20 protein-coding genes are annotated in these 23,786 nt (G+C 73.6%); 14 read left to right on the top strand and 6 right to left on the bottom strand.

What is annotated here, in order from left to right; all coding sequences use genetic code 11:
- Positions 1-59: 59 nt before the first annotated feature.
- Entirely contained in the window at positions 60-1,034 is a 975-nt protein-coding gene (locus tag ACIGNX_RS26385; protein WP_396543381.1) for a DNA topoisomerase IB, read from the top strand.
- 604 nt (positions 1,035-1,638) lie between these two features.
- Here the strand turns inward: ACIGNX_RS26385 and ACIGNX_RS26380 are convergent.
- The 4 genes from ACIGNX_RS26380 to ACIGNX_RS26365 form a co-directional block, all read right to left on the bottom strand.
- On the bottom strand, positions 1,639-2,562 hold the full coding sequence (locus tag ACIGNX_RS26380) for a hypothetical protein (protein WP_396543380.1): 924 nt from the start codon (positions 2,560-2,562) through the stop codon (positions 1,639-1,641).
- Between the two features lie 126 nt (positions 2,563-2,688).
- Positions 2,689-3,075 carry a hypothetical protein gene (locus ACIGNX_RS26375; RefSeq protein ID WP_396543379.1) on the bottom strand — a complete coding sequence of 129 codons (387 nt, stop codon included), beginning with the start codon at positions 3,073-3,075 and terminating at the stop codon, positions 2,689-2,691.
- Positions 3,076-3,142: 67 nt separating this feature from the next.
- Positions 3,143-3,889 (bottom strand): SigB/SigF/SigG family RNA polymerase sigma factor, encoded by a 747-nt coding sequence (locus ACIGNX_RS26370; protein ID WP_396543378.1) that lies wholly within the window; start codon positions 3,887-3,889, stop codon positions 3,143-3,145.
- Positions 3,886-4,248 carry an ATP-binding protein gene (locus ACIGNX_RS26365; protein ID WP_396543377.1) on the bottom strand — a complete coding sequence of 121 codons (363 nt, stop codon included), beginning with the start codon at positions 4,246-4,248 and terminating at the stop codon, positions 3,886-3,888. The genes ACIGNX_RS26370 and ACIGNX_RS26365 overlap by 4 nt, the downstream gene beginning before the upstream one ends.
- Positions 4,249-4,460: 212 nt before the next feature.
- Between ACIGNX_RS26365 and ACIGNX_RS26360 the strand changes: the two genes are divergently transcribed.
- The 7 genes from ACIGNX_RS26360 to ACIGNX_RS26330 all read left to right on the top strand — a co-directional run bounded on the left by ACIGNX_RS26360 (position 4,461) and on the right by ACIGNX_RS26330 (position 12,336).
- Entirely contained in the window at positions 4,461-5,246 is a 786-nt protein-coding gene (locus ACIGNX_RS26360; protein ID WP_396543376.1) for an ABC transporter ATP-binding protein, read from the top strand.
- Positions 5,243-6,046: an ABC transporter ATP-binding protein gene (locus tag ACIGNX_RS26355; protein WP_396543375.1), complete on the top strand. Its 804-nt coding sequence runs from the start codon at positions 5,243-5,245 to the stop codon at positions 6,044-6,046. The genes ACIGNX_RS26360 and ACIGNX_RS26355 overlap by 4 nt, the downstream gene beginning before the upstream one ends.
- Positions 6,043-7,902: an AMP-dependent synthetase/ligase gene (locus tag ACIGNX_RS26350; protein WP_396543374.1), complete on the top strand. Its 1,860-nt coding sequence runs from the start codon at positions 6,043-6,045 to the stop codon at positions 7,900-7,902. The genes ACIGNX_RS26355 and ACIGNX_RS26350 overlap by 4 nt, the downstream gene beginning before the upstream one ends.
- Positions 7,899-8,786 carry a branched-chain amino acid ABC transporter permease gene (locus ACIGNX_RS26345; protein ID WP_396543373.1) on the top strand — a complete coding sequence of 296 codons (888 nt, stop codon included), beginning with the start codon at positions 7,899-7,901 and terminating at the stop codon, positions 8,784-8,786. Before ACIGNX_RS26350 ends, ACIGNX_RS26345 begins: the two co-directional genes overlap by 4 nt.
- Positions 8,783-9,883 carry a branched-chain amino acid ABC transporter permease gene (locus ACIGNX_RS26340; RefSeq protein WP_396543372.1) on the top strand — a complete coding sequence of 367 codons (1,101 nt, stop codon included), beginning with the start codon at positions 8,783-8,785 and terminating at the stop codon, positions 9,881-9,883. The genes ACIGNX_RS26345 and ACIGNX_RS26340 overlap by 4 nt, the downstream gene beginning before the upstream one ends.
- 13 nt (positions 9,884-9,896) lie before the next feature.
- Positions 9,897-11,189, top strand: coding sequence for an ABC transporter substrate-binding protein (locus tag ACIGNX_RS26335; RefSeq protein ID WP_396543371.1), 1,293 nt, complete (start codon positions 9,897-9,899; stop codon positions 11,187-11,189).
- A gap of 142 nt (positions 11,190-11,331) precedes the next feature.
- The gene (locus ACIGNX_RS26330; protein WP_396543370.1) at positions 11,332-12,336 is read left to right on the top strand and encodes a radical SAM protein; all 1,005 of its coding nucleotides are present in this window, start codon (positions 11,332-11,334) and stop codon (positions 12,334-12,336) included.
- Positions 12,337-12,352: 16 nt separating this feature from the next.
- On the opposite strand, the gene ACIGNX_RS26325 is transcribed toward ACIGNX_RS26330, so the two are convergent.
- Positions 12,353-13,336: a PHP domain-containing protein gene (locus ACIGNX_RS26325; RefSeq protein WP_396543369.1), complete on the bottom strand. Its 984-nt coding sequence runs from the start codon at positions 13,334-13,336 to the stop codon at positions 12,353-12,355.
- Between the two features lie 212 nt (positions 13,337-13,548).
- Between ACIGNX_RS26325 and ACIGNX_RS26320 the strand changes: the two genes are divergently transcribed.
- Entirely contained in the window at positions 13,549-14,181 is a 633-nt protein-coding gene (locus ACIGNX_RS26320; protein WP_396543368.1) for a TetR/AcrR family transcriptional regulator, read from the top strand.
- Here the strand turns inward: ACIGNX_RS26320 and ACIGNX_RS26315 are convergent.
- Positions 14,163-15,374, bottom strand: coding sequence for a serine hydrolase domain-containing protein (locus ACIGNX_RS26315; protein WP_396543367.1), 1,212 nt, complete (start codon positions 15,372-15,374; stop codon positions 14,163-14,165). The genes ACIGNX_RS26320 and ACIGNX_RS26315 overlap by 19 nt on opposite strands.
- A gap of 115 nt (positions 15,375-15,489) precedes the next feature.
- Here ACIGNX_RS26315 and ACIGNX_RS26310 point away from each other — a divergent pair, with 115 nt between their 5' ends.
- From ACIGNX_RS26310 to ACIGNX_RS26290, 5 genes are all read left to right on the top strand, one after another.
- A complete protein-coding gene (locus tag ACIGNX_RS26310; RefSeq protein WP_396543366.1) occupies positions 15,490-18,270 on the top strand; it encodes an AAA family ATPase in 2,781 nt (926 codons plus the stop codon).
- 199 nt (positions 18,271-18,469) lie between these two features.
- Positions 18,470-20,218 (top strand): AMP-dependent synthetase/ligase, encoded by a 1,749-nt coding sequence (locus ACIGNX_RS26305; protein WP_396543365.1) that lies wholly within the window; start codon positions 18,470-18,472, stop codon positions 20,216-20,218.
- A gap of 35 nt (positions 20,219-20,253) precedes the next feature.
- Positions 20,254-20,823 (top strand): ArsR/SmtB family transcription factor, encoded by a 570-nt coding sequence (locus tag ACIGNX_RS26300; protein WP_396543364.1) that lies wholly within the window; start codon positions 20,254-20,256, stop codon positions 20,821-20,823.
- Between the two features lie 110 nt (positions 20,824-20,933).
- Entirely contained in the window at positions 20,934-22,277 is a 1,344-nt protein-coding gene (locus ACIGNX_RS26295; RefSeq protein ID WP_396543363.1) for an alpha/beta hydrolase family protein, read from the top strand.
- Between the two features lie 555 nt (positions 22,278-22,832).
- Positions 22,833-23,753: a DUF1996 domain-containing protein gene (locus tag ACIGNX_RS26290; protein ID WP_396543362.1), complete on the top strand. Its 921-nt coding sequence runs from the start codon at positions 22,833-22,835 to the stop codon at positions 23,751-23,753.
- The last annotated feature ends 33 nt before the right edge of the window (positions 23,754-23,786 follow it).

The following is a 23,786-nucleotide window of genomic DNA, read 5'->3' as shown; positions in this document are numbered from 1 at the left end:
TGTTGCGGATTTCTCGACGAGACGTGTTTCACCTCGTCGCACACGGGAACCTGCCCGCTGTGAGGTTGCGCCGCAGTGATCCTTCCACGCCGGGCTGGCACCGCCGCGCCCGAGGCCGCGGGTTCAGCTACACCGACGCCTCCGGCGAACCGCTCGACGCGGAGTCGGTGGCGCGGATCAAGTCCCTCGTCATCCCGCCCGCGTGGCGCGACGTGTGGATCTGCCCCCACCCCAACGGGCACATCCAGGCGGTCGGCACGGACGCGGCCGGGCGGCGCCAGTACCTCTACCACGAGCGGTGGCGGCAGGACCGGGACGAGGAGAAGCACGACCGGGTGCTCGCCCTCGCGCCCCTGCTGCCCGGGTTCCGGGAGGAGATCGGCCGGGAGCTGCGCGGGCGGGGGCGGTCGCGGGAGCGCGTGCTGGCCGTCGCGCTGGCCGTGCTGGAGCAGGGCGTGTTCCGGGTGGGCGGTGAGACGTACGCGGCGGACAACGGGACGCACGGGGTGGCCACGCTGCTGTGCTCGCACGTGGCCGTGCGCCGGTCCACGGTGGACTTCTGCTACCCGGCCAAGGGAGGGATCCAGTTCACGACCGAGGTGGAGGACGAGTCGCTGGCGCGGGCGGTGCGGGGGCTGCTGCGGGGGCGTGACGGCGAGGAGCGGCTGCTGGTCGACTCGCGGGGGCGCCCGGTGGGGTCGGACGACGTGAACGAGCGGTTCAAGGAGCTGGTCGGGTCGGAGTTCTCGGTGAAGGACCTGCGGACGTGGCACGCGACCGTGCTGGCGGCGGCGGCGTTCGCGCGGGAGGGGCGGCCGGAGACGAAGCGGGGGCGCAAGCGGGTGGAGGCGGAGGTGATGCGGGAGGTGTCGGAGCACCTGGGCAACACGCCGGCGGTGGCGCGGAAGTCGTACGTGGACCCGCGGGTGGTGCGGTTGTGGCACGAAGGGGTGACGATCAGGCCGAAGTCGGCGGATCGTGAGACGGTGGAGCGGGCGGTGCTGCGGGTGTTGCGGGGGCGGCGGCGGAAGTGAGCTCCGGTTCATTCCGGTGGCGGGTGTCGCGGGATTGGTGGCGTTGTCGCGGCCTTTGGTCACACAATCGGGTGATCAATGGCCGAAAATGTACGGAAACGCTGTTCCCGATCCTCGGTTAAAACCATGAGGAGCCCTCGCCAACCACAACCCCGCCCACACTCGTTCGCCCGCTTGATCCGCCTCTCGACCCACCCCTCGATCCGCCCTCGATCCGCCCGGAAAGCCCGCCACCCGCTCACCACATCCACGAACCCCTCGCTCCTCGCCCCACCGCGGCGGCCCAACCGGTTGCCGAACCACCACCATGTGCCGCCACCTCCCTGACGGGGCCGATCGCCTCGGCCACGCCGGCGCGCCCGCTCCGCCCATTCGCCACCGGGGCGCATCGCTGGTGTTGCCGGAGGGCCCGCCACTGCCACGGCCACCATCTGCCGCAACAACCGCCGTCTGCCGCAACAACCGCCGCCTGCCACGGCCACCGTCTGCCGCAGTCGCCGCGCACTGCCGCGGTCGCCGTTCGCCGGCCGCAGCCCGCTTGTGCTGTCGCCGTCGAGGCGAGCAGAGCGGGCCGGGCGCTGGTGCGGGTGACCGGCGGAGGGGGTCAGTCCCGGAGCAGTGCGCCGACGTCCTCGTGCAGCCGGACCGCCCCACCCACGAGCGTGATCTCGGCACCGCACTCGACCGCGCGCAGCGGCAGCACCTCGTCGGCGCGGCCGCCGTCGATCTCCTGGGAGCCGACCAGCGCGTCGGTGAGCAGCAGGGTCTCCACGCGGCCCTCGGCCAGGGCGCGGGCGACCGGGATCAGGCCGTGCACCGCGCGTCCGGTCATCCGGGTGGACTCGTCGCGGAAGCGTTCGACGACGGCTCGGCGGGCGTCCTGGTTCGCCCGGCCCGCCAGGTGGAGGACCGCTCGATCGGGTGGTCCTTCGACTTCCACGACCAGGTGGTGGTAGCGGGTGGGCAGGGCGACTCGCAGTGATCGCCTGCCGGCCAGGGGGCCGGCCAGGACGAGCAGCGGCGCGCCCAGGCGGTCCACCAGGGTGGTCGCCTCCTCGGCCACGTCGGCCAGCTCGTCGGCTTCGAGGCGCCGGCCCGGTCGCCGCGCGCCCACCGACGCCACGGCCACCGGCCGGCCGGTCGGGTCGACGCCGCGCAGGTCGGCACCGTGCTCGCCGACCTGCACGACCACGTGCGGCAGGAGGGGTTCCGACAGCTCGACCAGCGGCAGGACGTACGGGTTCGGGCCGTAGCGCGCGGTGTAGCCCGACGGGGGGACGGGGACGTACTGGTCGACCAGCACGCGTCCGCCGCCCACGACCAGACCCCGCCCCGCGAGGCCGCGGGGGGTCACGCCGGACGTGATCGCGTTGTGCGCCAGCGCCACGAGGTACGGGTCGGCGGACATGGCTTGCAGTTGATCGCGCATCGCCCGCCACCGCAGGTCCACGTGATCGCCGACGTCGAGGAACACGGAGACGAACGGCCCTTCCACGTTGATCAGTTTCTGCAGACTCGCCGTGTGCATCGGTCCTCCCCGTTCGGGTCATACGGTTGATACCCGAAAGGGGGGCCGTGCAACCGCCTTCTCCAACCCGTGGAAGCGGCCCGCGGCCTGCCGCGACGCGAACGGGAGGAGAAGATCACCCGAAGATCACCACGGGCGGGCCGCGCGGCGGCGGGCGGGGTGGCGGCGGGTGCGTTGTTCGCACCACGCGCAGCTCTGGGCGACCGCCACGGAGGCGAAGCCGACCAGCAGGTGCGCGCCGTTGCCCACGACCCCGAGGTCCAGCGCGCCGCCCGGCTCGCCGACCCCGAACGCGAACACGACCAGGTACACCACGCCCATCAGCGAGCCGACCAGCCTGGCCACCCGCGTCCGCAGCGCCGCCGCCCCCAGCACCGCACCGGTCACGAGGTGCAGCACCGCCAACTGCGGCCGATCACCGACGAACCCCAGCACGCCCCACCCGAGCAGCACCGCCCCCAGGGCCAGGGCCAGCCGCTGCGGCCACGTCAACTTCACCGGGACTGCGACCACCGAGACCACCCCTTCCACCGCACGCGCACCGTGCGCGTGCCCCGGAGGAACTCCCGGCCGTCGACCGCTACTCCTCGTCGAGCAGCGACCTCAACCGGGCCAGCGACCGGCTCAACAGCCGCGACACGTGCATCTGCGACACGCCGACCGAGTCCGCGATCTGGCTCTGCGTCATCCCCCGGAAGAACCGGAGCACGACGATCCGCCTCTCCCTCTTGGGTAGCCCGCGGAGCATCGGGTCCAACGCGTGGTGCAGCTCGACCACCTCCAGCGCCGGGTCGTCGCCGATCAGGCGGTCGGCGTGGTTGAGCTCCTCGCTGATCGACTGCTCGTCCAGCGACAGCAGGTGGTACGCCGAGGTCGCGTGCAGGCCCTCGTACACCTCGTCCACGCCGATGCCGAGGTGGGCGGCGACCTCGCTGGGCGTCGGCGTGCGACCGGACACGCGCGACAGCTCCACGCGCGCGGCGTCGATGGCGACGCACAGCTCCTTCAACCGCCGCGGCACGCGCACCGCCCACCCCTGGTCGCGCAGGTACCGCCGCACCTCGCCGGTGATCGTCGGCACGGCGAACGCCAGGAAGTCGATCCCGCGCGAGACGTCGAACCGGTCCACGGCGTTGATCAGCCCGACCGCCGCCACCTGCCGCAGGTCCTCCACCGACTCGCCGCGCTCGGCGAACCGGTCGGCGATGTGCCTGGCCATCGGCAGGTGCTCGGTCACCAGCCGGTCGCGCAACCGCTGGTAGCGCTCGCCGTCCCGCTCGGCTTCCGCCATCTCGTGGAACAGCGGCTGGTAGTCGACCGCGTTCATGCCCGGCACCTCAGCTCCACCCGCAACCGCCCCTCTCCGTCGACCCAGGTGGCAACCGCGTCGGTGACGGAGCTGACGACCCGCCAGTACAACGAGTCATGATCGGGAACGGTGACGGCCGAGGAGCGGACCTCTGCGCGGAAGCGGACGGAATCACCTTCCCGGTCGAACCGGCACAGCAGGACGGCCGACGGGTCGAGCGTCCGGGAGATCAGCGAGCCGCACGCCTCGTCCACGGCGATGACCAGGTCGATGGCGAGTTCCGGCGTGCTCCGGGCGACCGCCGCGGCGACCGCGCGGATCGTCGAGAGGTGGGCGGGCCTGGCCGCCACCCTGAGCTCCACCTCCGAGCTGTCCATGTGTGGCGAACGCTCCTCACAAACCCTCGTCGCGGTAGCGGGGGCATACCCCCGGACCAGCGGCGCTACACCGGTCCACACAGGACTGCGCAACAGAATCGTGAAAGCCGAACATGTCTTGGGCTGGTTCATCACGGTTTGCGAACAGCGGTAGGTAACGCTGTGATCGAAGACATACTGGGCGCTCCCCGACACCCCCCCGGAGGCGCCCGGTGCTGGAGGCGAACAACCTTGAGGTGGTCTACGACGACGTGATGTTGGTGCTGCGCGGCGTGAGCCTGAGGGTTCCCGAAGGCCGGATCGTCGCGTTGCTGGGCGCCAACGGAGCGGGCAAGACGACGTTGCTGCGAGCGCTGTCCGGGCTGCTGGACGTGCACGACGGCAAGGTCACCCGCGGTGGGATCACGCTCGACGGCGAGCCGATCCACCGCTCCTCGCCGACGCGGATCGCGACGCTCGGGGTGAAGCAGGCGCTGGAGGGCAGGCGCATCCTCGCGGAGCTGACCGTCGAGGAGAACCTGCGGATCGGCGGGCACAGCAGGCCGCGCGGCATCAAGCGGAACCTCGAACGGATGTACGAGCTGTTCCCCCGGTTGCGGGAGCGGCGGCGGCAGAGCGCCGGCTACCTGTCCGGCGGCGAGCAGCAGATGCTGTCCATCGGGCGCGCGTTGATGTCCGAGCCCCGCTACCTGCTGCTGGACGAGCCGAGCCTCGGCCTCGCGCCCCTCGTGGTCCAGCAGATCCGCGACCTCATCGTGAAGATCAACGAGACGGGCACGACCGTGCTGCTGGTCGAGCAGAACGCCACCATGGCGCTGTCGATCGCCGACCACGGCTACGTGCTGGAGACGGGCAAGGTCGTGATGGACAAGCCGGCCGCCGCGCTGCTGGCCGACGAGGACGTGCGCGAGTTCTACCTCGGCCTGCGCGCCGAGGGCGCCGCGCGGTCGTTCCGCGACGTGAAGCACTACAAGCGGCGGAAGCGGTGGTTGTCGTGAGCCGGGGAGCCGAGGCGCCCGTGCTGGAGGTGCGGGACGTGACGCTCGCGTTCGACGGCGTCACCGCCGTGGACGGGGTGTCGTTCCACGTCGCCGCGGGCGAGCTGTTCGCGATCATCGGGCCCAACGGCGCGGGGAAGACGTCGATCTTCAACGTGCTGTCGGGCGTGTACCGGCCGCAGCGCGGCTCGGTCCGGTTCCGGGGCGAGGAGGTGCTCGGCAGGCGACCGCACCGGATCGCCGCGCTGGGCATCGCCCGGACGTTCCAGAACATCGAGCTGTTCGCGCACCTGACCGTGGTGGAGAACCTGATGCTGGGCCGCCACAACCACATGCGGTACGGGGCGTTGGCCGCGTTCGCGTGGGTCGGCCGGGCCCGGCGCGAGGAGCTGGCCAACCGGGTCGCCGTCGAAGAGGTGATCGACTTCCTCGAACTGGAGCAGTGGCGCCGGCTGCCGGTGGGCGTGCTGCCCTACGGCGTGCAGAAGCGCGTGGAGCTGGGGCGCGCGCTCGCCATGCAGCCGGAGGTGCTGCTGCTGGACGAGCCGGTCGCCGGCATGAACGCCGAGGAGACCGAGGACATGGCGCGGTTCGTGCTCGACGTCCGCGACGAGCTGGGCATCGCGATGATCATGGTCGAGCACGACATGGGCCTGGTGATGGACCTGGCCGACCGGGTGATGGTGCTCGACTTCGGCAAGCCGATCAGCACCGGCACGCCCGCCGAGGTGCAGCGCGACCCCGAGGTCGTGCGCGCCTACCTCGGAGAGGCGCACCAGGGCGTGGGAGGTGCCGCGTGAGCACCCGGACCACCACCGGAGCCGGGCCGACCACCGTGGCGACCCGCGTGCGCGACCGGGCCGCGACGACGCCGGACGCCGTCGCGCTGCGCGCCAAGGAGCTCGGCGTCTGGCGCGAGGTGACCTGGGCGCGCTACTGGGCGCGGGCCGAGCTGGTCGGGCACGCCCTGCTCGCGCTCGGCGTCGACCCGGGCGACCGGGTCGCGATCCACTCCGAGAACCGCCGCGAGTGGCTCTACGCCGACGTGGGCGCGGTGGCCGTGCGGGCGATCACCGTCGGCCTCTACCCGACCAACCCGGCCGCCGAGGTCGCGTACCTGCTGTCGCACTCCGGCGCCCGCGTGCTCGTCGCCGAGGACCAGGAGCAGGTCGACAAGGCGCTGGCCGTGCTGGACGCGCTGCCCGCGCTGGAGCGGATCGTCTACCTCGAACCGCGCGGCATCCGGCACCGCTACGACCACCCCAAGCTGCTGTCCTGGGACGACTTCCTGGCCCTGGGCGCGCAGCACCGCGAGGCGCACCCGGACGCGGTCGCCCGTCGGATGCGCGAGGTCGAGCCGGACGACGTGATGACGTTGATCTACACGTCGGGCACCACCGGTCCGCCCAAGGGCGCGATGCTGACCGTGGCCAACGTCGAGTTCGCCGTCCGGTCGCTGGTCGAGGACGGCGGCTTCACCGAGCCGCCGCCCTCGCCGAAGGACATCACGCTGTCCTACCTGCCGCTGTGCCACGTCGCCGAGCGCATCTTCACCACGTGGTTCAGCTCGGCGGCCGGGGTGCAGGTGCACTTCGCCGAGTCGATCGAGACCGTGCCCGCAAACCTGCGCGAGGTGCAGCCGACGATCCTGTTCGGCGTGCCCCGCATCTGGGAGAAGGTGCTGGCGGCCATCACGATCAACGCGTCGGGCGCCACCCGGTTCAAGCGGGCGCACACCCGGTTCTGGCTGCGCGTCGCCGACGGGCTGGGCGAGCGGCTCGTGCGCACCGGCGGCAGGCACACCCTCGGCACGCGGCTGAAGTACGGCGTCGGTTGGCTGCTGTGCTTCCGCGCGCTGAAGACCCGCATCGGCATGCGGCACGTCCGGTACGCCTCGTCGGGTGCCGCGCCCATCTCGCCGCAGGTGCTGCGGTTCTTCATGGGCATCGGCGTGCCGGTGCACGAGGTGTACGGCATGACCGAGAACAGCGCCGTCGCCACCGGCAACCGGCCCGGCCGGGTGAAGGTCGGCACGGTCGGCGAGCCGCACCCCGGCGTCGAGCTGCGCATCGCCGACGACGGCGAGATCCAGACCCGGCACGGCGGCGTGTTCGCGGGCTACTGGCGCGACGAGGAGGCCACCCGGCGGGCGATGACGCCGGACGGCTGGCTGCGCACCGGCGACGTCGGCGAGTGGGTCGACGGCACGCACGTGCGGATCACCGACCGCATGAAGGACATCATCATCACCGCCGGCGGCAAGAACGTGGCGCCGTCGGAGATCGAGAACGCCCTGAAGTCCTCGCCCTACGTCAAGGAAGCGGTCGTGCTCGGCGACCGCCGCCCGTACCTGGTGGCGCTGATCGGCATCGAGTACGACACGGTCGGCCACTGGGCCAGGCAGCGGCGGATCGCCTACACCACCTACCGCGACCTCGCGGAGAAGGACGAGGTGCGCGAGTTGGTGCAGGGCGTCGTCACCGAGGTCAACGAGCGGTTCGCCACCGCCGAGCAGGTGAAGAAGTTCCGGATGCTGCCCAAGGAGCTGGACCACGAGGACGGCGAGCTGACCGCGACGCAGAAGGTGAAGCGGTCGGCGCTGGCCGAGGCGTTCGGCGGGCTCGTCGACGACATGTACGCCGGGGGGCGCGGATGACCGAGTTCCTGCAATCGCTGATCCGGGGCCTGGGCTCCGGGTCGATCTACGCGCTGCTGGCGCTGGGCTTCGTCATCATCTACAAGTCCACCAGGGTGATCAGCTTCGCCCAGCCCGCGTTCATGCTGGCGGGCGCGGTGCTGGTCAGCCACCTGGCCGCGGACGTCGGGTTCTTCGCCGCCGTGCCGATCGCCGCGGTGCTGATCGCGGTGCTGGCGCTGGGCGTCGAGCGGACCGTGCTGCGGCCGATGATCGGCAAGCCGGTGTTCGTGGTCGCGATCATCACCATCGGCGTGGACGTCGTGGTGCGCGTGGTGACCAACGCCTTCATCGGGCTGGACGTGCGGCAGGTCGGCGACCCGTGGGGCCTGTCGACGGTGGCGCTGCTCGGCGTCGAGGTGCAGCAGCGGTACCTGGTCATGTTCGCCACGACGGTGGTCGTGGTGGCGGCGCTGTTCGCGTTCTTCCGGTTCTCCCGGGTCGGGTTGGCGATGCGCGCGGTGGCCCACGACCAGGAGGTCGCCCTCGCGCAGGGCATCTCGGTGGGCTCGGTGTTCGCGCTGTCGTGGGCGATCGCGGGCGGGCTCGCGGCGCTGGCCGGCGTGTTCGTCGCCACCGGCGCGGGCGTGGACCAGCAGCTGTGGGTGATCGCGCTGAAGGCGCTGCCCGCGATCATCCTCGGCGGCCTGGACTCGCTCGGCGGCGCCGTCGTCGGCGGGCTCGCGGTCGGGGTCGTGGAATCGCTGGTCGGCACCTACCAGGGTGACGTGGCCCCCTGGCTGGGCCCGAACTTCGCGCTGGTCGCGCCGTACGTGCTGATGCTGGTCGTGCTGCTGGTGCGGCCCTACGGGCTGTTCGGCGCCAAGGAGGTGGAGCGGCTGTGAAGGGTCGTCCGGAGCTGTACACCTCCTACGAGCAGGACATGGCGTTCCTCAACACGCGCCCCAAGCGGGCGTGGACGGGGGCGCTCGTCGTGGTGGCGCTGCTGCTGCCGTTCGCGTTCACCGACGACGTGCTGGTGCTGCTCGCCACCGGCTTCGTGGCGGCGATCGGCGCGATCGGGCTGAACATCGTCACCGGGTACGCCGGGCAGGTGTCGCTGGGGCACGCGTTCTTCCTGGCCATCGGCGCGTACACCGGCGCGGCGCTGTCCGGCGACCCGGACGGCCGGGTGCTCGGGTTCGGCGTGACGTCGCTGCCCGTGTGGCTGCTCGCGTCCGGGCTGGTGGCGGGGCTGGCCGGGCTGGTCGTGGCACCGATCGCCGTGCGGCTGCGCGGGCTGTACCTGGCCATCGTGACGCTCGGGCTGGTGTTCCTGGGCGAGCACGTGTTCCGCGAGTGGACGTCGCTGACCGGCGGTCCCGGCGTGGGGCGGCCCGCGGCGGTGCCCGAGCTGTTCGGCGTGCGACTGGACCGGCCGTCGGAGCTCTTCAGCGGGCCGCAGCAGCTGTACCTGCTGATGTTCGCGCTGCTCGTGGTGTTCGCGGTGCTCGCGCGGAACCTCGTGCGGTCGCGGATCGGGCGCGCGTTCGCCGCGGTGCGGGACCGGGACCTCGCGGCGGCCGTGATCGGCGTCGACCCGACCCGGTACAAGGCGCTGGCGTTCGCCGTGTCGTCGTTCTATGCCGGGGTGGCCGGCTCGTTGTTGTTCGTGGTCAACGGGTTCTTCGACCCGGGCTCGTTCGGCCTGCTGCTGTCGGTGCAGTACATCGCCATGGTGCTCATCGGCGGCGCGGGCACGATCTCCGGCGCGATCATGGGCGCGCTGTTCATCACGCTGCTGCCGCGCATCACCCGGGAACTCCCGGCGGTGCTGCCGTTCATCAGCGCGGACGCGACCGGTGCGGTCACGGTGTTCCAGGTCGAGGCGGTCCTGTACGGGCTGCTGATCGTGGTGTTCCTCATCGTGGAGCCACGCGGCCTGTTCGGTATCTGGGTCCGGGTCCGCAACTACTGGCGCACCTGGCCTTTCTCGTACTGAAAGGGTGGATGGGATGGCAAGTCACAGAGCGGTGCTCGCCGTGCTCTCCGTGGTGGCGCTGGCGGCCGTCGCGTGTCGCGGTGGGGACGGCGCCGCGCCGCAGGAGGGCAAGGGCGGCATCAAGGTGGACTTCGGCGTGACCGCGGAGCCGTGCCCGGACACCGGCCACGCCGACCGGGGCTGCATCTACCTGGGCACGATCTCGGACCTGACCGAGGGGCCGTTCAAGACGCTCGCCGTGCCGATCACCGAGGCGCAGAAAGCGTTCTGGAAGCGGGTCAACGACAAGGGCGGCATCGGCGGCTACGACGTCGACGTGACCAGTTACGTCAAGGACAACAAGTACAACCCGCAGATCCAGAACCAGGTCTACCAGGAGATGAAGGGCAAGGTCCTGGCGCTGGCGCAGACCCTCGGCTCGCCGACCACCGCGGCCATCCTGCCGGACCTGGAGAGCTCGCAGATGGTGAGCGTGCCAGCGTCGTGGACGTCGCTGTGGGGCGTGGAGGAGGTCGTGCTGGAGTCCGGCGCGAACTACTGCGTCGAGTCGATGAACTCGGTCGACTACGCGGTGGACGAGCTGGGCGCGAAGAGCGTGATGGCCGTGCACCTGCCCGGCGACTACGGCGACGACGCGGCGGCCGGCGTGAAGATCGCCGCGGAGAAGCGGGGCGTGACGTTCACCAGCGCGGTCACCCAGACCGGCCAGGACAACCAGGGCGGCGCGATCGACGCGGTGCTGGCGAACAAGCCCGACGTCGTCGTGCTCACCACCGGGCCGACCGACGCGGCGGTGATCATCGGCCAGACCGCGGCCCGCGGGTTCAAGGGCAGGTTCATCGGCACCTCGCCGACGTGGAACCAGGGCCTCATGCAGAGCCCGGCGGCGCCCGCGATCAAGGCGCTGTACCTCCAGTCCGCGCCGTGGAAGCCGTGGGCGACGAACTCGCCGGGGCACGAGGCGCTGCGCGCGGCCCTGCCGGGCGTGACGCCGAACGACGGCTACACCTCCGGGTGGGTGTGGTCGTACCCGTTGAAGGCGGCGCTGGAGAAGGCGGCCGCGAACAAGGACCTGACCCGGGCCGGCGTGCTGGCGGCGGTGCGGCAGCTGACCTCCGTCGACTACGAGGGCATGCTCCCGCAGGGCGCGGGCAACTTCGCGGGCAACCCCAACGACGCCGCGTTCCGGCAGACGCTGATCTACAAGCCGGACGAGAAGGAGGCCACCGGCGTGGGCCTGGTCGAGGACTTCTTCACCGGGCCGACGGCGAAGGACTTCAAGTTCGAGAAGCCCTGCTACACCTGATCCCCCGGTGACGTCGACCCCGGCCGCGCTCGTCGCGGCCGGGGTCGACGGCTGCCACCGGGGCGAAGCCCGACCCCGGTCGGACGTATCACCGCGCCCGCAGCGCCCTCCATACCGGTAGCGAGCACCGCGGGAGGGTGGAATGGGGCAGACGAGTGGCCGGGCGGTACTGCAAGTCCACCCGACCAGGTTGTGCAACCTGCGCTGCCTGCACTGCTACTCCAGCTCGGGCCCGGACGTGGCCGAGTCCGTCCCGATCTCCGTGCTGTCGGCCGTGGTCGCGGACGCCGCCGCGCTCGGCTACGACGTGCTGAACGTGTCCGGCGGCGAGCCGTTCCTGTACCCGGAGCTGCCCGCGCTGCTGCGCGCCGCCCGCGCGGCCGGGATGCGGACGACCGTGACGACGAACGCGGTGGCGTTGACGCAGCGCCGCATCGGGCTGGTGCGCGGCCTGGTCGACCTGGTGGCCGTGTCGCTGGACGGCGACCGGGCCACGCACGACCGGATCCGGGACCAGCCGGGGTGCTTCGACAAGGCGCTGGCCGGCATCCGCAGGCTGACCGAGGCCGGCATCCCCGTCGGGGTGATCACCACGCTGACCCAGGGCAACGCCACCCAGCTGGGTGACGTGGCGCTGGCCGCGGCCCAGTCGGGCGCGCTGCTGCTCCAGGTGCACCCGCTGGAACCGGAGGGCGCGGCGAACCGGCTGATGTCGGGCGAGCGGCCGGACGCGGTGGAGCTGGCCTACGCGGCGGTGGAGCTGGGGCGCATCGCCGAGGACCACGGGATGGCCGTCCAGCTCGACGCCGTGCCGCGGACCATGCTGGCGCGCAGGCCGGAGGCGTTCATGGCCGCGCCGGTGGACCGGACCCAGCCCCTGGGCCGCTGGCTCACGCCCCTGGTGGTCGAGGCGAACGGCGCGGCGGTGCCGGTGTCCTACGGCTTCGACCGCCGCTACGGCCTGGGCAACGTCCAGGACCGGCCGTTGGCGGACCTGGCGGGGGAGTGGGACGCCGGGCCGTTCCTGGCGCTGTGCCGGTCGACGTGGCAGCGGCTGGTCGACGGCCGCACCGGGCCGCTGGTGCCGTGGTACGGCCACCTGGTCCGGGCCTCGCGGGCCCGGCGCGCGACCACCGCGGGCCGCTGACGCCGGCGGGGACCCCTCAGCGCGCCACCAGGTCGTCCGCCCCGCGCGTGTTGATCACCCGGTCGGGGGTGACGCCGCACTCCTCGGCCCGCTCGCACCCGAACGAGAGCCAGTCGAGCTGCCCCGGCGCGTGCGCGTCGCTGTCGATCGCGAACGAGCACCCCAGCTCCACCGCCAGCCGCAGCAGCCTGCCGGGCGGGTCGCGGCGCTCCGGGCGCGAGTTGACCTCCACGGCCGTGCCGTGCTCGGCGCACGCCGAGAACACCGCTTCCGCGTCGAACGCCGACTCCGGCCTGCCCTTGCCCACCACCAGCCGGCCGGTGCAGTGCCCGAGCACGTCGACGTGCGGGTTCGACGCGGCGGCCACCATGCGCCTGGTCATCTCCGGCGCGGCCATCCGCAGCTTCGAGTGCACGCTGGCGACCACGACGTCCAACCGCTCCAGCAGCTCGGGCCGCTGGTCGAGCGAGCCGTCGTCGAGGATGTCGACCTCGATGCCGGTCAGGATCCGGAACGGGGCCAGCTCGGCGTTCAGCTCCGCCACCACGTCGAGCTGCGCGAGCAACCGGTCGGCGGACAGGCCGTTGGCGACGGTGAGCCGGGGCGAGTGGTCGGTCAGCGCCACCCACGAGTGCCCGAGGTCGCGGGCGGCCTCGGCCATCTCCCGGATCGGGCTGCCGCCGTCGGACCAGTCGGAGTGCGTGTGGCAGTCGCCCTTCAGCAGCGCCCGCAGCGCCCGCCCGCCCACGACCGGCTCCCGCAACCGGCTCAGGTAGCCCGGTTCCCGCCCGGCGGCGGCGTCCGCGATGACGCCCGCGGTGGCCTTGCCGATGCCCGGCAGGTCGGTCAGCGTGCCCGCCGCGAGCCGCCGCTCCAGCTCGCCGTCCGGCAGGGCCGCCACCACCTCGGCGGCCTTGCGGAACGCCCGCACCCGGTAGGTGGGTTCACCGGCGCGCTCCAACCGGAACGCCACCTGTCGCAGTGCCCGCAGCGGATCCACACCCCACTGTCTACCGCCTCGGGAGCGGTGGTGCCCGTCCACCGGGCCCGCGGACCTCGACTCGGCTGCGGCCCTCAACTCGGTGGCGGCTCTCGACTCGGCTGTGGCTCTCGACTCGGCTGTGGCTCTCGACTCGGTGGCGGCTCTCGACTTGGCCGCGGTGCGCGCGCGAGGCTTGCGGCTGCCGGTGCGCGGAACCGAGGATGTCCGCCATGTCCCCACGTGCCGGCACGGTCGGGTCGCGGCGCAGGCCCAGCAAGGGCGACCTCACCTCGCAGGCGATCCTCGACACCGCCGAGCGACTGCTCCAGACGCGCTCCCTGGACGACATCGCGGTCGACGAGCTGGCCTCCGGCGCCGGCATCTCGCGGTCGACGTTCTACTTCCACTTCGCCTCGCGGGAAGCGGTGCTGCACGCGTTGTCCGCGGCCGTGCTCGACGCCCTCTACGAGTCGGCGTCGTCGTGGCTGCGGCGCGGCAGCGAGCCGCCGGAGGACGCGATCCGGCGCGCGTTGGGCGCGAGCCTCGCCCTGTGGCGCAAGCACGGCCCGGTGCTGCGCGCCGCCGTCCGGGCGCGCGACACCGACCCGTTGATCCGCGAGTTCTTCTCCGGCGTGGCCCGCCGGTTCGTCGACGCCACCGCCTCGCAGATCGAGGGCGAGCGGGCGGCGGGCGTCGCGCCGCCGGGCCCGGACGCCAGGTCGCTGGCCGCGGTGCTCGTGGCGATGAACGAGCAGGCGTTCCTGAGCGGCTCGCGGTCCCGCCGGTCGGCCGCGCGGGACCGCGCCCTGGTGGACACGCTGACCTGCGTGTGGCTGCGGTCGGTCTACGGCATCTCGCCCTGAGGCCGGAACCACGTGCCGTCGACCGCCCGGCGGTGCCCCAGCGCGCGGTACACGGCGTCCACAAGGGACTGCCCGCGCTCGTTCACGCCCACGCCCGGCCCCATCTTCGTCATCGCGTACCCGAACGACATCCGGGCTCGCGGGTCGGCGAACCCCAGCGAGCCGCCCATGCCCGAGTGGCCGAACGCGTCCTGCGACAGCGACACGCCCCGCTCCACGGCGGGCAGGTGCCGGTTGCCCGACGCCTTGAGGAAGCCCAGCGAGAACCGGGTCGGCGCGAGCAGCATCTCGTCGAACCCGGCCGACACCACCGCCGACATGACCGGGAGCTGGTCCTCGTCCACCAGCCGCACGCCGTTGTACTCGCCGCCCAGTGCCAGCGGCCGGTACAGCTGCGCCAGGCCGCGCGCGTTGCTCATCCCGCCGACCGCGCCGAACTGCGCCGCGTGCGCCTCCCGGGTGTCCGACGCCGCCACGTACCCGCCGGAGTTGCCGACCAGCAGCGCCTGCATCGACCCCGGCCTGCTCATCGCGGCCAGGTACACGGCCGGCAGCTCCTCGCCGCGCTCGGCCGGGGTGGTCCGCGCGACCAGCGGCTCCAGGTCCTCGGGCAGGGTCAGCCAGAAGTCCAGCCCCAGCGGGCCGGAGACCTCCTTCTCGAAGAACTCCGCCAGCGGCATCCCGGACACCCGCCGCACCACCTCGCCGACCAGGTGCCCGAACGTCAGCGCGTGGTAGCCGTGGCGCGTGCCCGGCGCCCAGAACGGCTCCTGGGCCGCCAGCAGGCCCGTCACCAGCTCCCAGTCGAGGAACCCGCCGGGCGGCAGCGGCTCGCGCACCGCCGTCAGCCCGGCCTGGTGGGCGAGCAGGTGCCGCACCAGGGTGTCGGCCTTGCCGTTCGCCCCGAACTCCGGCCAGTACCGGGTCACCGGCGCGTCCAGGTCCAGCTCGCCGCGCGAGGCCAGCACGTGCGCGCACAGCGCGGTCGCGCCCTTGGTGCACGACCACACGTGCGTGATCGTGTCCTCGGTCCACGGCCGCCCGCCCGCGTCACCGCCCCACAGGTCCACGACGGTCACGCCGTCGACCGTCACGTGCACGCCCGCGCCGACCTCGCCGCGCTCGGCGAAGTTGCGCTCGAACTCGGTGCGGACCTCGGCGAACTCGTCGGCGCAGGTGCCCTCGACCGTCATCGACCCTCCAGGTGCGTTCGGCTGCCCGCCATGCCACCACCGTGAGCCAGGCCACGTGAGTAGGGATTCCTCAGTCGGTAGGGTGGTGGCCGCTCTACCGAGGGGAGGTCGCGCCTTGTCGCCTTTCTTCGGCCGGGAGGACGAGCTGGCGGCCGTGTTCGCCGCGGTCGAGCGGGTGCCGGCCGCCGGGCTGGTGGTCGTGGTGGTGTCCGGTGAGCCCGGGATCGGCAAGTCCAGCCTGCTCGCCGAGGTGGGCAGGCGGCTGCGCGACCGGGGCTGCGCGGTGGCCGCCGCCGAGTCCGACGACGTCAGCAGGCGCATCCCGTACGCGGCGGTGGCGACGGCGCTGCGCTCCCTGCCGCCCTCGGCCGACGTGCGCGAGGCGGTGGCCGCGCTGGACCTGACCGCCACGCCGGACGCGACGTGGTTCGGCCGGTCGTGCGAGCTGGTCGCCCGCGCCCTCACCGGCCTCACCGCTGAGCGGTCCGCCGCGCTCGTGCTGGACGACGTGCACCAGGCGGACGACGACTCGCTGGCGATGCTGGCCGTGGTGCTGCGCCGCGTCACGGCCGCGCCGCTGGCGCTGGTCGCGGCGGTCCGCGAGCACCACGGCAACCCGGGCGCCGAGGAGCTGCTGGACCGGCTCGAACGGCACGCCGACGTGGTCCGCGTGCGGCTGGCCCCGCTCAGCGGCGGCGACGTGGCGCGGATCGTGGAGACCGTGCTGGGCACGCCCGTGGACGACGGCCTGGCGCACGAGGTGCACCAGCGGGCGGACGGCAACCCGTTCTTCGCGGTGGAGATCGCCCGGTCCCTGCGCGAGCTGGACCTGGTCGCGGTGGACGGCGACCGGGCGCGGCTGGCCGTGTCGCCGTCGGCGATCCGGCTGACCAGGCGCGAGGCCGTGCTGCGGCGGGTCGCGCCGCTGGACCGGGACGCGCGGGCGGTGGCCCGGGCGGTCTCGATCTTCCGGCGGGTGCGGCTGGACCGGATCGGGCTGCTGGCGCGGGTGTCGTCGCTGCCCGAGGAGGCGGTGGTCGACGCGTTCGACGAGCTGCTGCGGGCGCAGGTCGTGGTGCGCGACGAGGACCGGGGCTACCGGTTCACGCACGCGCTGGTCGGCGAGGCCCTGTACCAGGAGATCGGGCCCGCGCAGCGCCGCCACCTGCACAGCCTGATCAGCGCCCGGCTGCTGGACGACCGGGCGCGCGGGTTGGCCGTGGACGAGCTGGAGCTGGCCTGGCACCTGGCCGAGTCCGCGCCGCCGGGCGACCTGCGCGCCGTCCGGGTGATGGCGCAGGCCGCCGCGGCGAACCGGACCACCGCGCCGGAGACGGCGGCGGCGCTGTGCGCGCGGGCGCTGGAGCTGCTGCCGGTGGCCGCGCCGGAGCGGGCCGGGCTGCTGGCCTCGCAGTGCCGGGCGCTGGCCCACGCGTCCCGGCCGGGTGCGGCGATCGGGCCGGGGCTGGCGGCGCTGGAGGCGCTGCCGCCGGGGCCGGAGCGGTCGCGGTGCGCGGTCGTGGTGCTCAGCGGCATGTTCCTCGTCGGGCGGTTCGCCGAGGCGTTGCGGCTCGCGGACGCGGAGGTGGCCGCGGGCGGCGCGCCGGCGGCCCTGCACGCGCAGCGCGCCCTGCTGCTGGTGTTCACCGGGCGCCACGCCGAGGCGTTGGCGGCCGTGGACCGGATCGAGGCCATGCCGGTCACGTCGGCCGCCGAGGGCGTGGTGGTGTTCGACCGGCTGGCCGTGATCACGTCGATGCTGTTCCGGCACGACAAGACGGTCGAGTACGCCGACCGGTCGCTGGCCGCGGCGGGCGGCCGGCCGGCGCTGGAGCTGCAGGCGCTGGCCGTCGCCGCGTCCACCGGGGCGTTGGCCGGCCTGGTGCACGACGCGTCGTGGCGGTTGCGGCGCGCGGAGGAGCTGCGTGAACGGGCGGGTGGGCACGCGTTCCGGGGTGAGCTGGAGATGGCGCGGGTGGCGCTGGACTGGTTCGGCGGGGCGTGGGACGCGTGCCTGGAGCGGGTCGGGCGGGCCGCGGCCGAGCTGGAGTCGCGGCAGGAGGTGATGATGCTGGACGGGCTGCGCGCGATCGAGCTGGAGGTGCGGACGTGGCGCGGCGAGCTGGACGTCGCCGCCCGGCTGGCCGCGCTCGGCGCTCCGGCCAGCCCCAACATGTCCCGGCTGCACGCGTTCGCCCTGGCCGGGTACCTGGCGGCGCGCGGTGACGTCGAGGGCGCGCGGGCGGTGCTGCTGGAGGCGGTGGACGACGACGGGATGTCCGCGTACAGCTGCGTGCTGCTCGGGCGGCTGGTCGAGCTGGACCTCGGGTGCGGTCGCCCGGAGCAGGCGCGGCGGACGGCCGGGCGGTTGCGGGAGGTGGCGGCCGACCGGGTGGCGCCGTGGACGCGGGTGACCGTGCGGCGGGTCGTCGGCGCGGCCGAGGGGGACGCCGGGGTGCTGCGGGAGGCGGTGCGCGAGGCGGAGGCCGGCGGGCTGGTGTTCGAGGCGGCGCGGACGCGGTTGGCGCTGGGGCTGGTGGACGCCGGTGCGGCCGAGGAGCTGCTCGACGCGTACCGGGTGTTCCAGCGGGTGGGGGCGCACGGGTTGCGGCGGCAGGCGGGCGCGCGGTTGCGGGAGCTGGGCGCGAAGGTGCCGCGGGCGCGCGGGCGGGCCGCCGGGGTGGTGGCCGGCGGCGGGCTGACCGCGGCGGAGGAGAACGTGGCGCGGCTGGTGCAGCAGGGGATGCGGAACCGGGACATCGCGGCGGCGCTGCACTACAGCCCCCGGACGATCGAGGTGTACCTGTCGCGCATCTACGCGAAGCTGCGGGTGTCGTCGCGGCTGGAGCTGGCCCGGGTGCTGGACGGGTGGGCCCAGGGGTCGGTCGGCGCTTAGTTGTTGTGGAGTCCGCACTGACCGGTGGTGACGCGGTCGGTGTTGGGTGGGCTGCGGGTGGCGGGGCGGTGGCCGGTCCGCCGCGTGTCGGTTCGTGCGGCCCGAGGTTCGTTCGGCTCAGTGGTTCGTTTGGCCCGAGGTTCGTTCGGCTCAGGTTCGTTCGGCTCAGTGGTTCGTTGGCTCAGTGAGGAGCATTGCCATGCCCGTGAGTGCGGCGCGCGTCATCGCAGACCTCCCCTTCGTGGCCGCGCAGGCGCACGACGGTCGCGTGGCGTGGCGGTACTCGCGCGACGGGCGGTGGGTGGACCTCACGTTCACCGAGGTCGCCGAGTGGGTCATGGAGCTCGCGTCCGGGCTGGTGCACCGGGGGTTGGCGCCGGGGGAGCGGGTCTGCGTCCTGTCCGACACGCGGGTCGAGTGGTCGGCGGTGGAGCTGGCGGTGCTCGCCGCGGGCGGGATCGTGGTGCCCATCTACCCGTCCAGCGCGCCCGAGGAATGCGCGTGGATCATCGGTGACTCCGGCGCGGTGCTGGTGGTGGTCGAGGACGAGGCGCAGCGGGCGAAGGTGGAGTCCGTCCGCGAGCAGGTGCCCGGGTTGCGGGACGTGGTCGTGATCGAGGGCGGCGGGCTGGACGCGCTGCGGTCGCAGGGGCGGACCGCGCCGGTGCCCGGTGAGCTGGACGACCGGCGCGCGGCCGTCGACCCCGACGACCCGACGCTGATCATCTACACCTCGGGCACCACGGGACCGCCCAAGGGCTGCGTGCTGACCAACCGGAACTGGCTGACCATGTGCCGGCTCAGCGAGGAGCTGTCGTACGTGCTGCCGGATGACGTGGCCTACCTGTTCCTGCCGCTGGCGCACGTGTTCGCGCAGATCGTGCACCTGGGCGCGCTGTACACCGGCCACACGGTGGCGTTCTACGGCGGGGACCCCTCGAAGGTGGTCGCGGAGCTGGCGCAGGTGCGGCCGACGTTCCTGCCGTCCGTGCCCCGGATCTTCGAGAAGGTCTACACCGCCGCCACGGCGGGCGTGCCCGAGGAGCAGCTGCGGCAGGCCGTGCGGGTCGGGTTGGAGGTGCGCCGGCTGCGGGCCGGGGGCAGGCCCGTGCCGGACGACCTGGCCGCCGCGTTCGAGCGGGTCGAGCCGGTGTTCGCCAAGGTGCGGGCCATCTTCGGCGGGCGGTTGCGGCAGGCGTTGTCCGGGGCCGCGCCGATCTCGGTCGAGGTGCTCGAGTTCTTCTCCGCCGCCGGCGTGCCCGTGCTGGAGGGGTACGGCATGAGCGAGTCCACGGGCGTCGGCACGGTGAACACGGTGGCGCGGCACAAGCTCGGGTCGGTCGGCACGTTCGGCATGGCGGGCCTGGAGGTGAAGGTCGCCGAGGACGGCGAGCTGCTGATGCGGGGCCCGCACGTGTTCGCCGGCTACTGGAACAACCCCACCGCCACCGCCGAGGTGCTCACCGACGGCTGGCTGCACACGGGCGACCTGGGCGAGATCGACGAGGACGGCTTCGTCACGATCACCGGCCGCAAGAAGGACATCATCATCACCGCGGGCGGCAAGAACATCGCACCGGCCAACGTGGAGAACCAGCTGCGGCAGTCGCGGTGGATCTCGCACGCGGTCGTCTACGGCGACCGCAAGCCGTACCTCGTCGCGCTGATCACGCTGGACCAGGACGAGGTCGTGCCCTGGGCGAGGGAGCGGGGCCTGCCGACGGACCTGCCCTCGCTGGCCCGCTCGCCCGAGGTGCGCGCGCTGGTCCAGGGCGTGGTGGACGAGGCCAACTCCCACTTCGCGCACGTCTCGCAGGTCAAGAGGTTCGCGATCCTGGACCGCGACCTGAGCCAGGACGACGGCGAGCTGACCCCGACGTTGAAGGTCAAGCGCAGGACCGTGCACACCGCGCACGGCGCGCGGTACGAGGAGCTGTACCGAGGCTAGTTGCAAAGGCACCTTTGCAACGGTAGCTTTGCACCGTGGTCGAGCCGCGGGAGATCTCCGACGTCGACGAGCTGCGCACGCTGGCGCACCCGTTGCGGCAGCGAATCCTGCGCCACCTCGGGCAGCACGGCCCGGCCACGGCCAGCACCCTGGCGAAGGCGCTGGGCGAGAGCAGCGGCGCGACGAGCTACCACCTGCGGATGCTGGCGAGGCACGCCTTCGTGGAGGAGGTGCCCGAGCGCGCGCACGGCCGGGAGCGGTGGTGGCGCGCGCCCGTCCAGGACCTCCGGTCGCCCCGCTCGCCGCGGGACCCGGAGGTGCGGACCCTGCTGGACCAGCTCAACCAGTTGAAGCTGGCCGCCGACCAGGAGCTGTTCGCCGACTTCCTGGCCCGGCGGGCGGAGCTGGGCGAGTGGGCGGACGCGGTGCCGTACTCGCGCGGCTCCGCGCGGCTCACGCTGACCGAGCTGCACGAGTTCTTCGACCAGTACCTGGCGCTGCTCAAGCGCTACCAACGACCGGCGGAGGAGACGCCCGAGGGCGCGCGGCACGTCGCCGTGCGCTTCTTCGCGTTCCCCGTGCCGGACGACACCGCGCGTTCCTGACCCGGGCCGTCGAGCTGGCACTCGACGACCCGGGCGCGCGGAAGTCGCGGCACCACGCCGAACCGGCGTGTTCCTCGTACGTGCGAACTCCTCCCGGAAGGAGAGCACCCGTGCTCCCTGGACGCAAGTTCCGACCCGCCCTCGTGCTGGTCGCCTCCGTCGCGGCCCTGGCCGCCGCGCCGACCGCCCGGGCCGCGCCCGACGGGCTGACCGAGCAGGAGATCACCTTCTCCAGCGGCGGGCTGGCGCTGCACGGCACCGTGATCGCGCCGACCTCGGGCGGCCCGCACCCCGCGATGGTGATGGTGCACGGCTCCGGCCGGGTGTCGCGGGACGGCTACCGCGAGGAGGCGGAGGCGTTCGCGCGGTCCGGCATCGTCACGCTGGTCTACGACAAGCGACCGAAGCGGTCCCGGTCCGACGTCGACTTCGAGCTGCTGGCCGACGACGCGCTGGCCGCCGTGCGGGCGTTGCGCGACCGCCCGGACGTCGACCCGTCGCGCACCGGCCTGTGGGGTGTCAGCGAGGGCGGCTGGGTGGTGCCGATCGCCGCCGCCGGGTCGACCGACGTGGCGTTCGTCGTCACGGTCGGCGCGCCGGGCACGGGACCGGAGCGCCAGCAGTCGTGGAACCTGGTCAACCGGCTCGCCGCGGCGGGGGTGTCCGGCTCCCTGGTGGACACCGTCGCCCGCACCACGCTGGGGCTGCTCGTCGGCGCGGGGCAGTTCCCCGAGGCCGGGTACGACCCCGGACCGGTGCTCACCCGCGTCACCCAGCCCGTGCTCGCCCTGTGGGGAGACCTCGACCGGGTGGTCCCGGGCGCGGAGAGCATGCGGGTGTTCCGGGAGTCGCTGGACCGGGGCGGGAACCGGGCCTACGCGCTGCGGTCGGTGCCCGGCGCGGACCACACCCTGCGCCGGTCACCGGACGGCTTCCGGCGCGGTGACGAGGTGTCCCCGGACTACCTGGCTCAGGTGGCGGCCTGGGTGACCGGCCCGGGACCGCGGGCGGTCGAGGTCGGCGCGCCGGCGCGGCAGGAGCGGCCGAGCGAGCCGGTCGAGCCCGGGTCACCGGTGGTGCAGCTCGGGGTCGCGGCGCTGCTGCTGGTGGCGTTCGCCGGGTTCGGGGTGGCGGCGGTGGTCCGGCGCCGCCCGTCGCCCGCGCCGGCCCGGGTGCTCGCGGCCACCGGGCTGCTGAGCGTGCTCGGGCTGGTGGCGTACCTCGGCCACCTGGCGTCCAGCGGGGCGAAGGACCTCGGGCCGGTGGTGCTCGGCCGACCGCTGCCGTGGCTGGGGTTGCAGGCGCTCGCCGCGACGGCGGTGGTGGCGACGGCGCTGACCGCGCTGACGGTCCGGCGATCCCGGTCCGGGCTCACCGCCCGGGTGGGCGTGCTGCTCGCCGGCGGCGTGCTGTTCGTGCCGTGGGCCGTCCACTGGGGCCTGCTGCTGCCCTAGTCAGCGGTCCACCGCCGGCTCCCGGCGCACCGTTGACCCGCACGTGCTCGGTCGAGGTCCGGGTGCCGAGGACGTCCCAGCGCGCCGGCGGGAACCGGGCGATCGACTCGGTGCCGGTGCCGGTGCCGGTGCCGGTGCCGGTGCTGGTCGCTGCGGTCGTGCGCCCCGCGCCCCCGCGAGTACGCGCTGACGGCGTTCGACCTGGCTACCCGGTGCTGCGCGCTTTCGCGGCCCGGGACCGCTTCGCCGCCGGGCCGTTCCGGTCCACTGTGGACCGCTCCGGTCGACCCCGCGGCCGGCCCGGCGCGCGGGGCGGTGAACCGGATCGGCCCCCGGTGCGTGTCGGTGGTGCCGGAACGCTCGCAGGAAGGCCCGCCGATGCACACCACCCGCCGCAACCCCTCACCGCTCGGAGCACGTCCCACCTCCGGTTGACCGGGAAGGCACCCGGGGACCGGGTGCCGGTCGCCACCACGGCCGCCGGCGTGCGGAGGTCGCGCACGCCGGCGGCCGGGGGCGGTGACCGCCGGGCCGGCTGCCCATAGGCTGTCGACCGTGAGGTGGTCGCCGCTGCTGCTGGCGCTCGTGCTGGCCGCCGGCTGCGCGGACGGGCGCACCGCAGCCATCGACGACGTGCCGGTCGACGTCGAGCCGGTCGCCACCACCCCGGACGCGTCGACGGGCACGTTCCGCGTCGACTGCGGCCGCAACGAGCCGCGGCACCTCAACGCCGACAACGTGGTCGTCGCGCCCGGCCGGCCGTTCGGCGCGCACCACACGCACGAGTACGTCGGCAACCTGAGCACGAACGCGTCCTCCACCGACGAGTCGCTGGCCGCCGCGGCGACCACCTGCCCGGACGGCGACCGGTCCACCTACTACTGGCCGGTGCTGCGGCTGACCGACCGGACCGGGCACGATCGGCACGAGCCCGGCGGGGGCGTGCACGGCAACACCGGCGAGGTGCTGCCGCCCGCGGAGGTGGCTATCGCGTTCACCGGCAGCCCGGTCAGCCGCGTCGTGCCGATGCCCCGGTTCCTGCGCCTGATCACGGGCGACCCGGCGGCGCTCACCACCGGTGGCGGCCGGGCGCGGTGGACCTGCACCGGGTTCGAGGACCGGCACACCGACCGCTACCCGGTGTGCCCGCCCGGCAGCCGGGTGGTGCGCGCGTTCGAGTTCCCGAGCTGCTGGGACGGGCGCACCACCGACAGCCCGAGCCACCGCGCGCACGTCGAGTTCCCCGGCTCGAACGGCGCGTGCCGGCCGGGCACGTTCCCCGTGCCGAAGCTGGAGGTGCGGGTGTCCTACGACGTGCCCGCCGGGCGGCCCTACGCCATCGACAGCTTCCCCGAGCAGTCGCACGACCCGCGCACCGACCACGCCCTGTTCGTCAACGTCATGCCCGAGGCGGTGATGGACCGCCTCACGAGCTGCCTGAACTCCGGGCGTGACTGCTCCTCACCCCCGCGGTGAACCGAACCGGGCCCGCGTCCGTGTCCCTGGCGG

Origin of the sequence: Actinosynnema sp. NPDC053489 (genome assembly GCF_044544865.1) — a bacterium.
Taxonomy (GTDB): Bacteria; Actinomycetota; Actinomycetes; order Mycobacteriales; family Pseudonocardiaceae; genus Actinosynnema.
The sequence above is the reverse complement of the archived record's forward strand: the minus strand, read 5'-3'. Positions and strand labels throughout refer to the sequence as shown.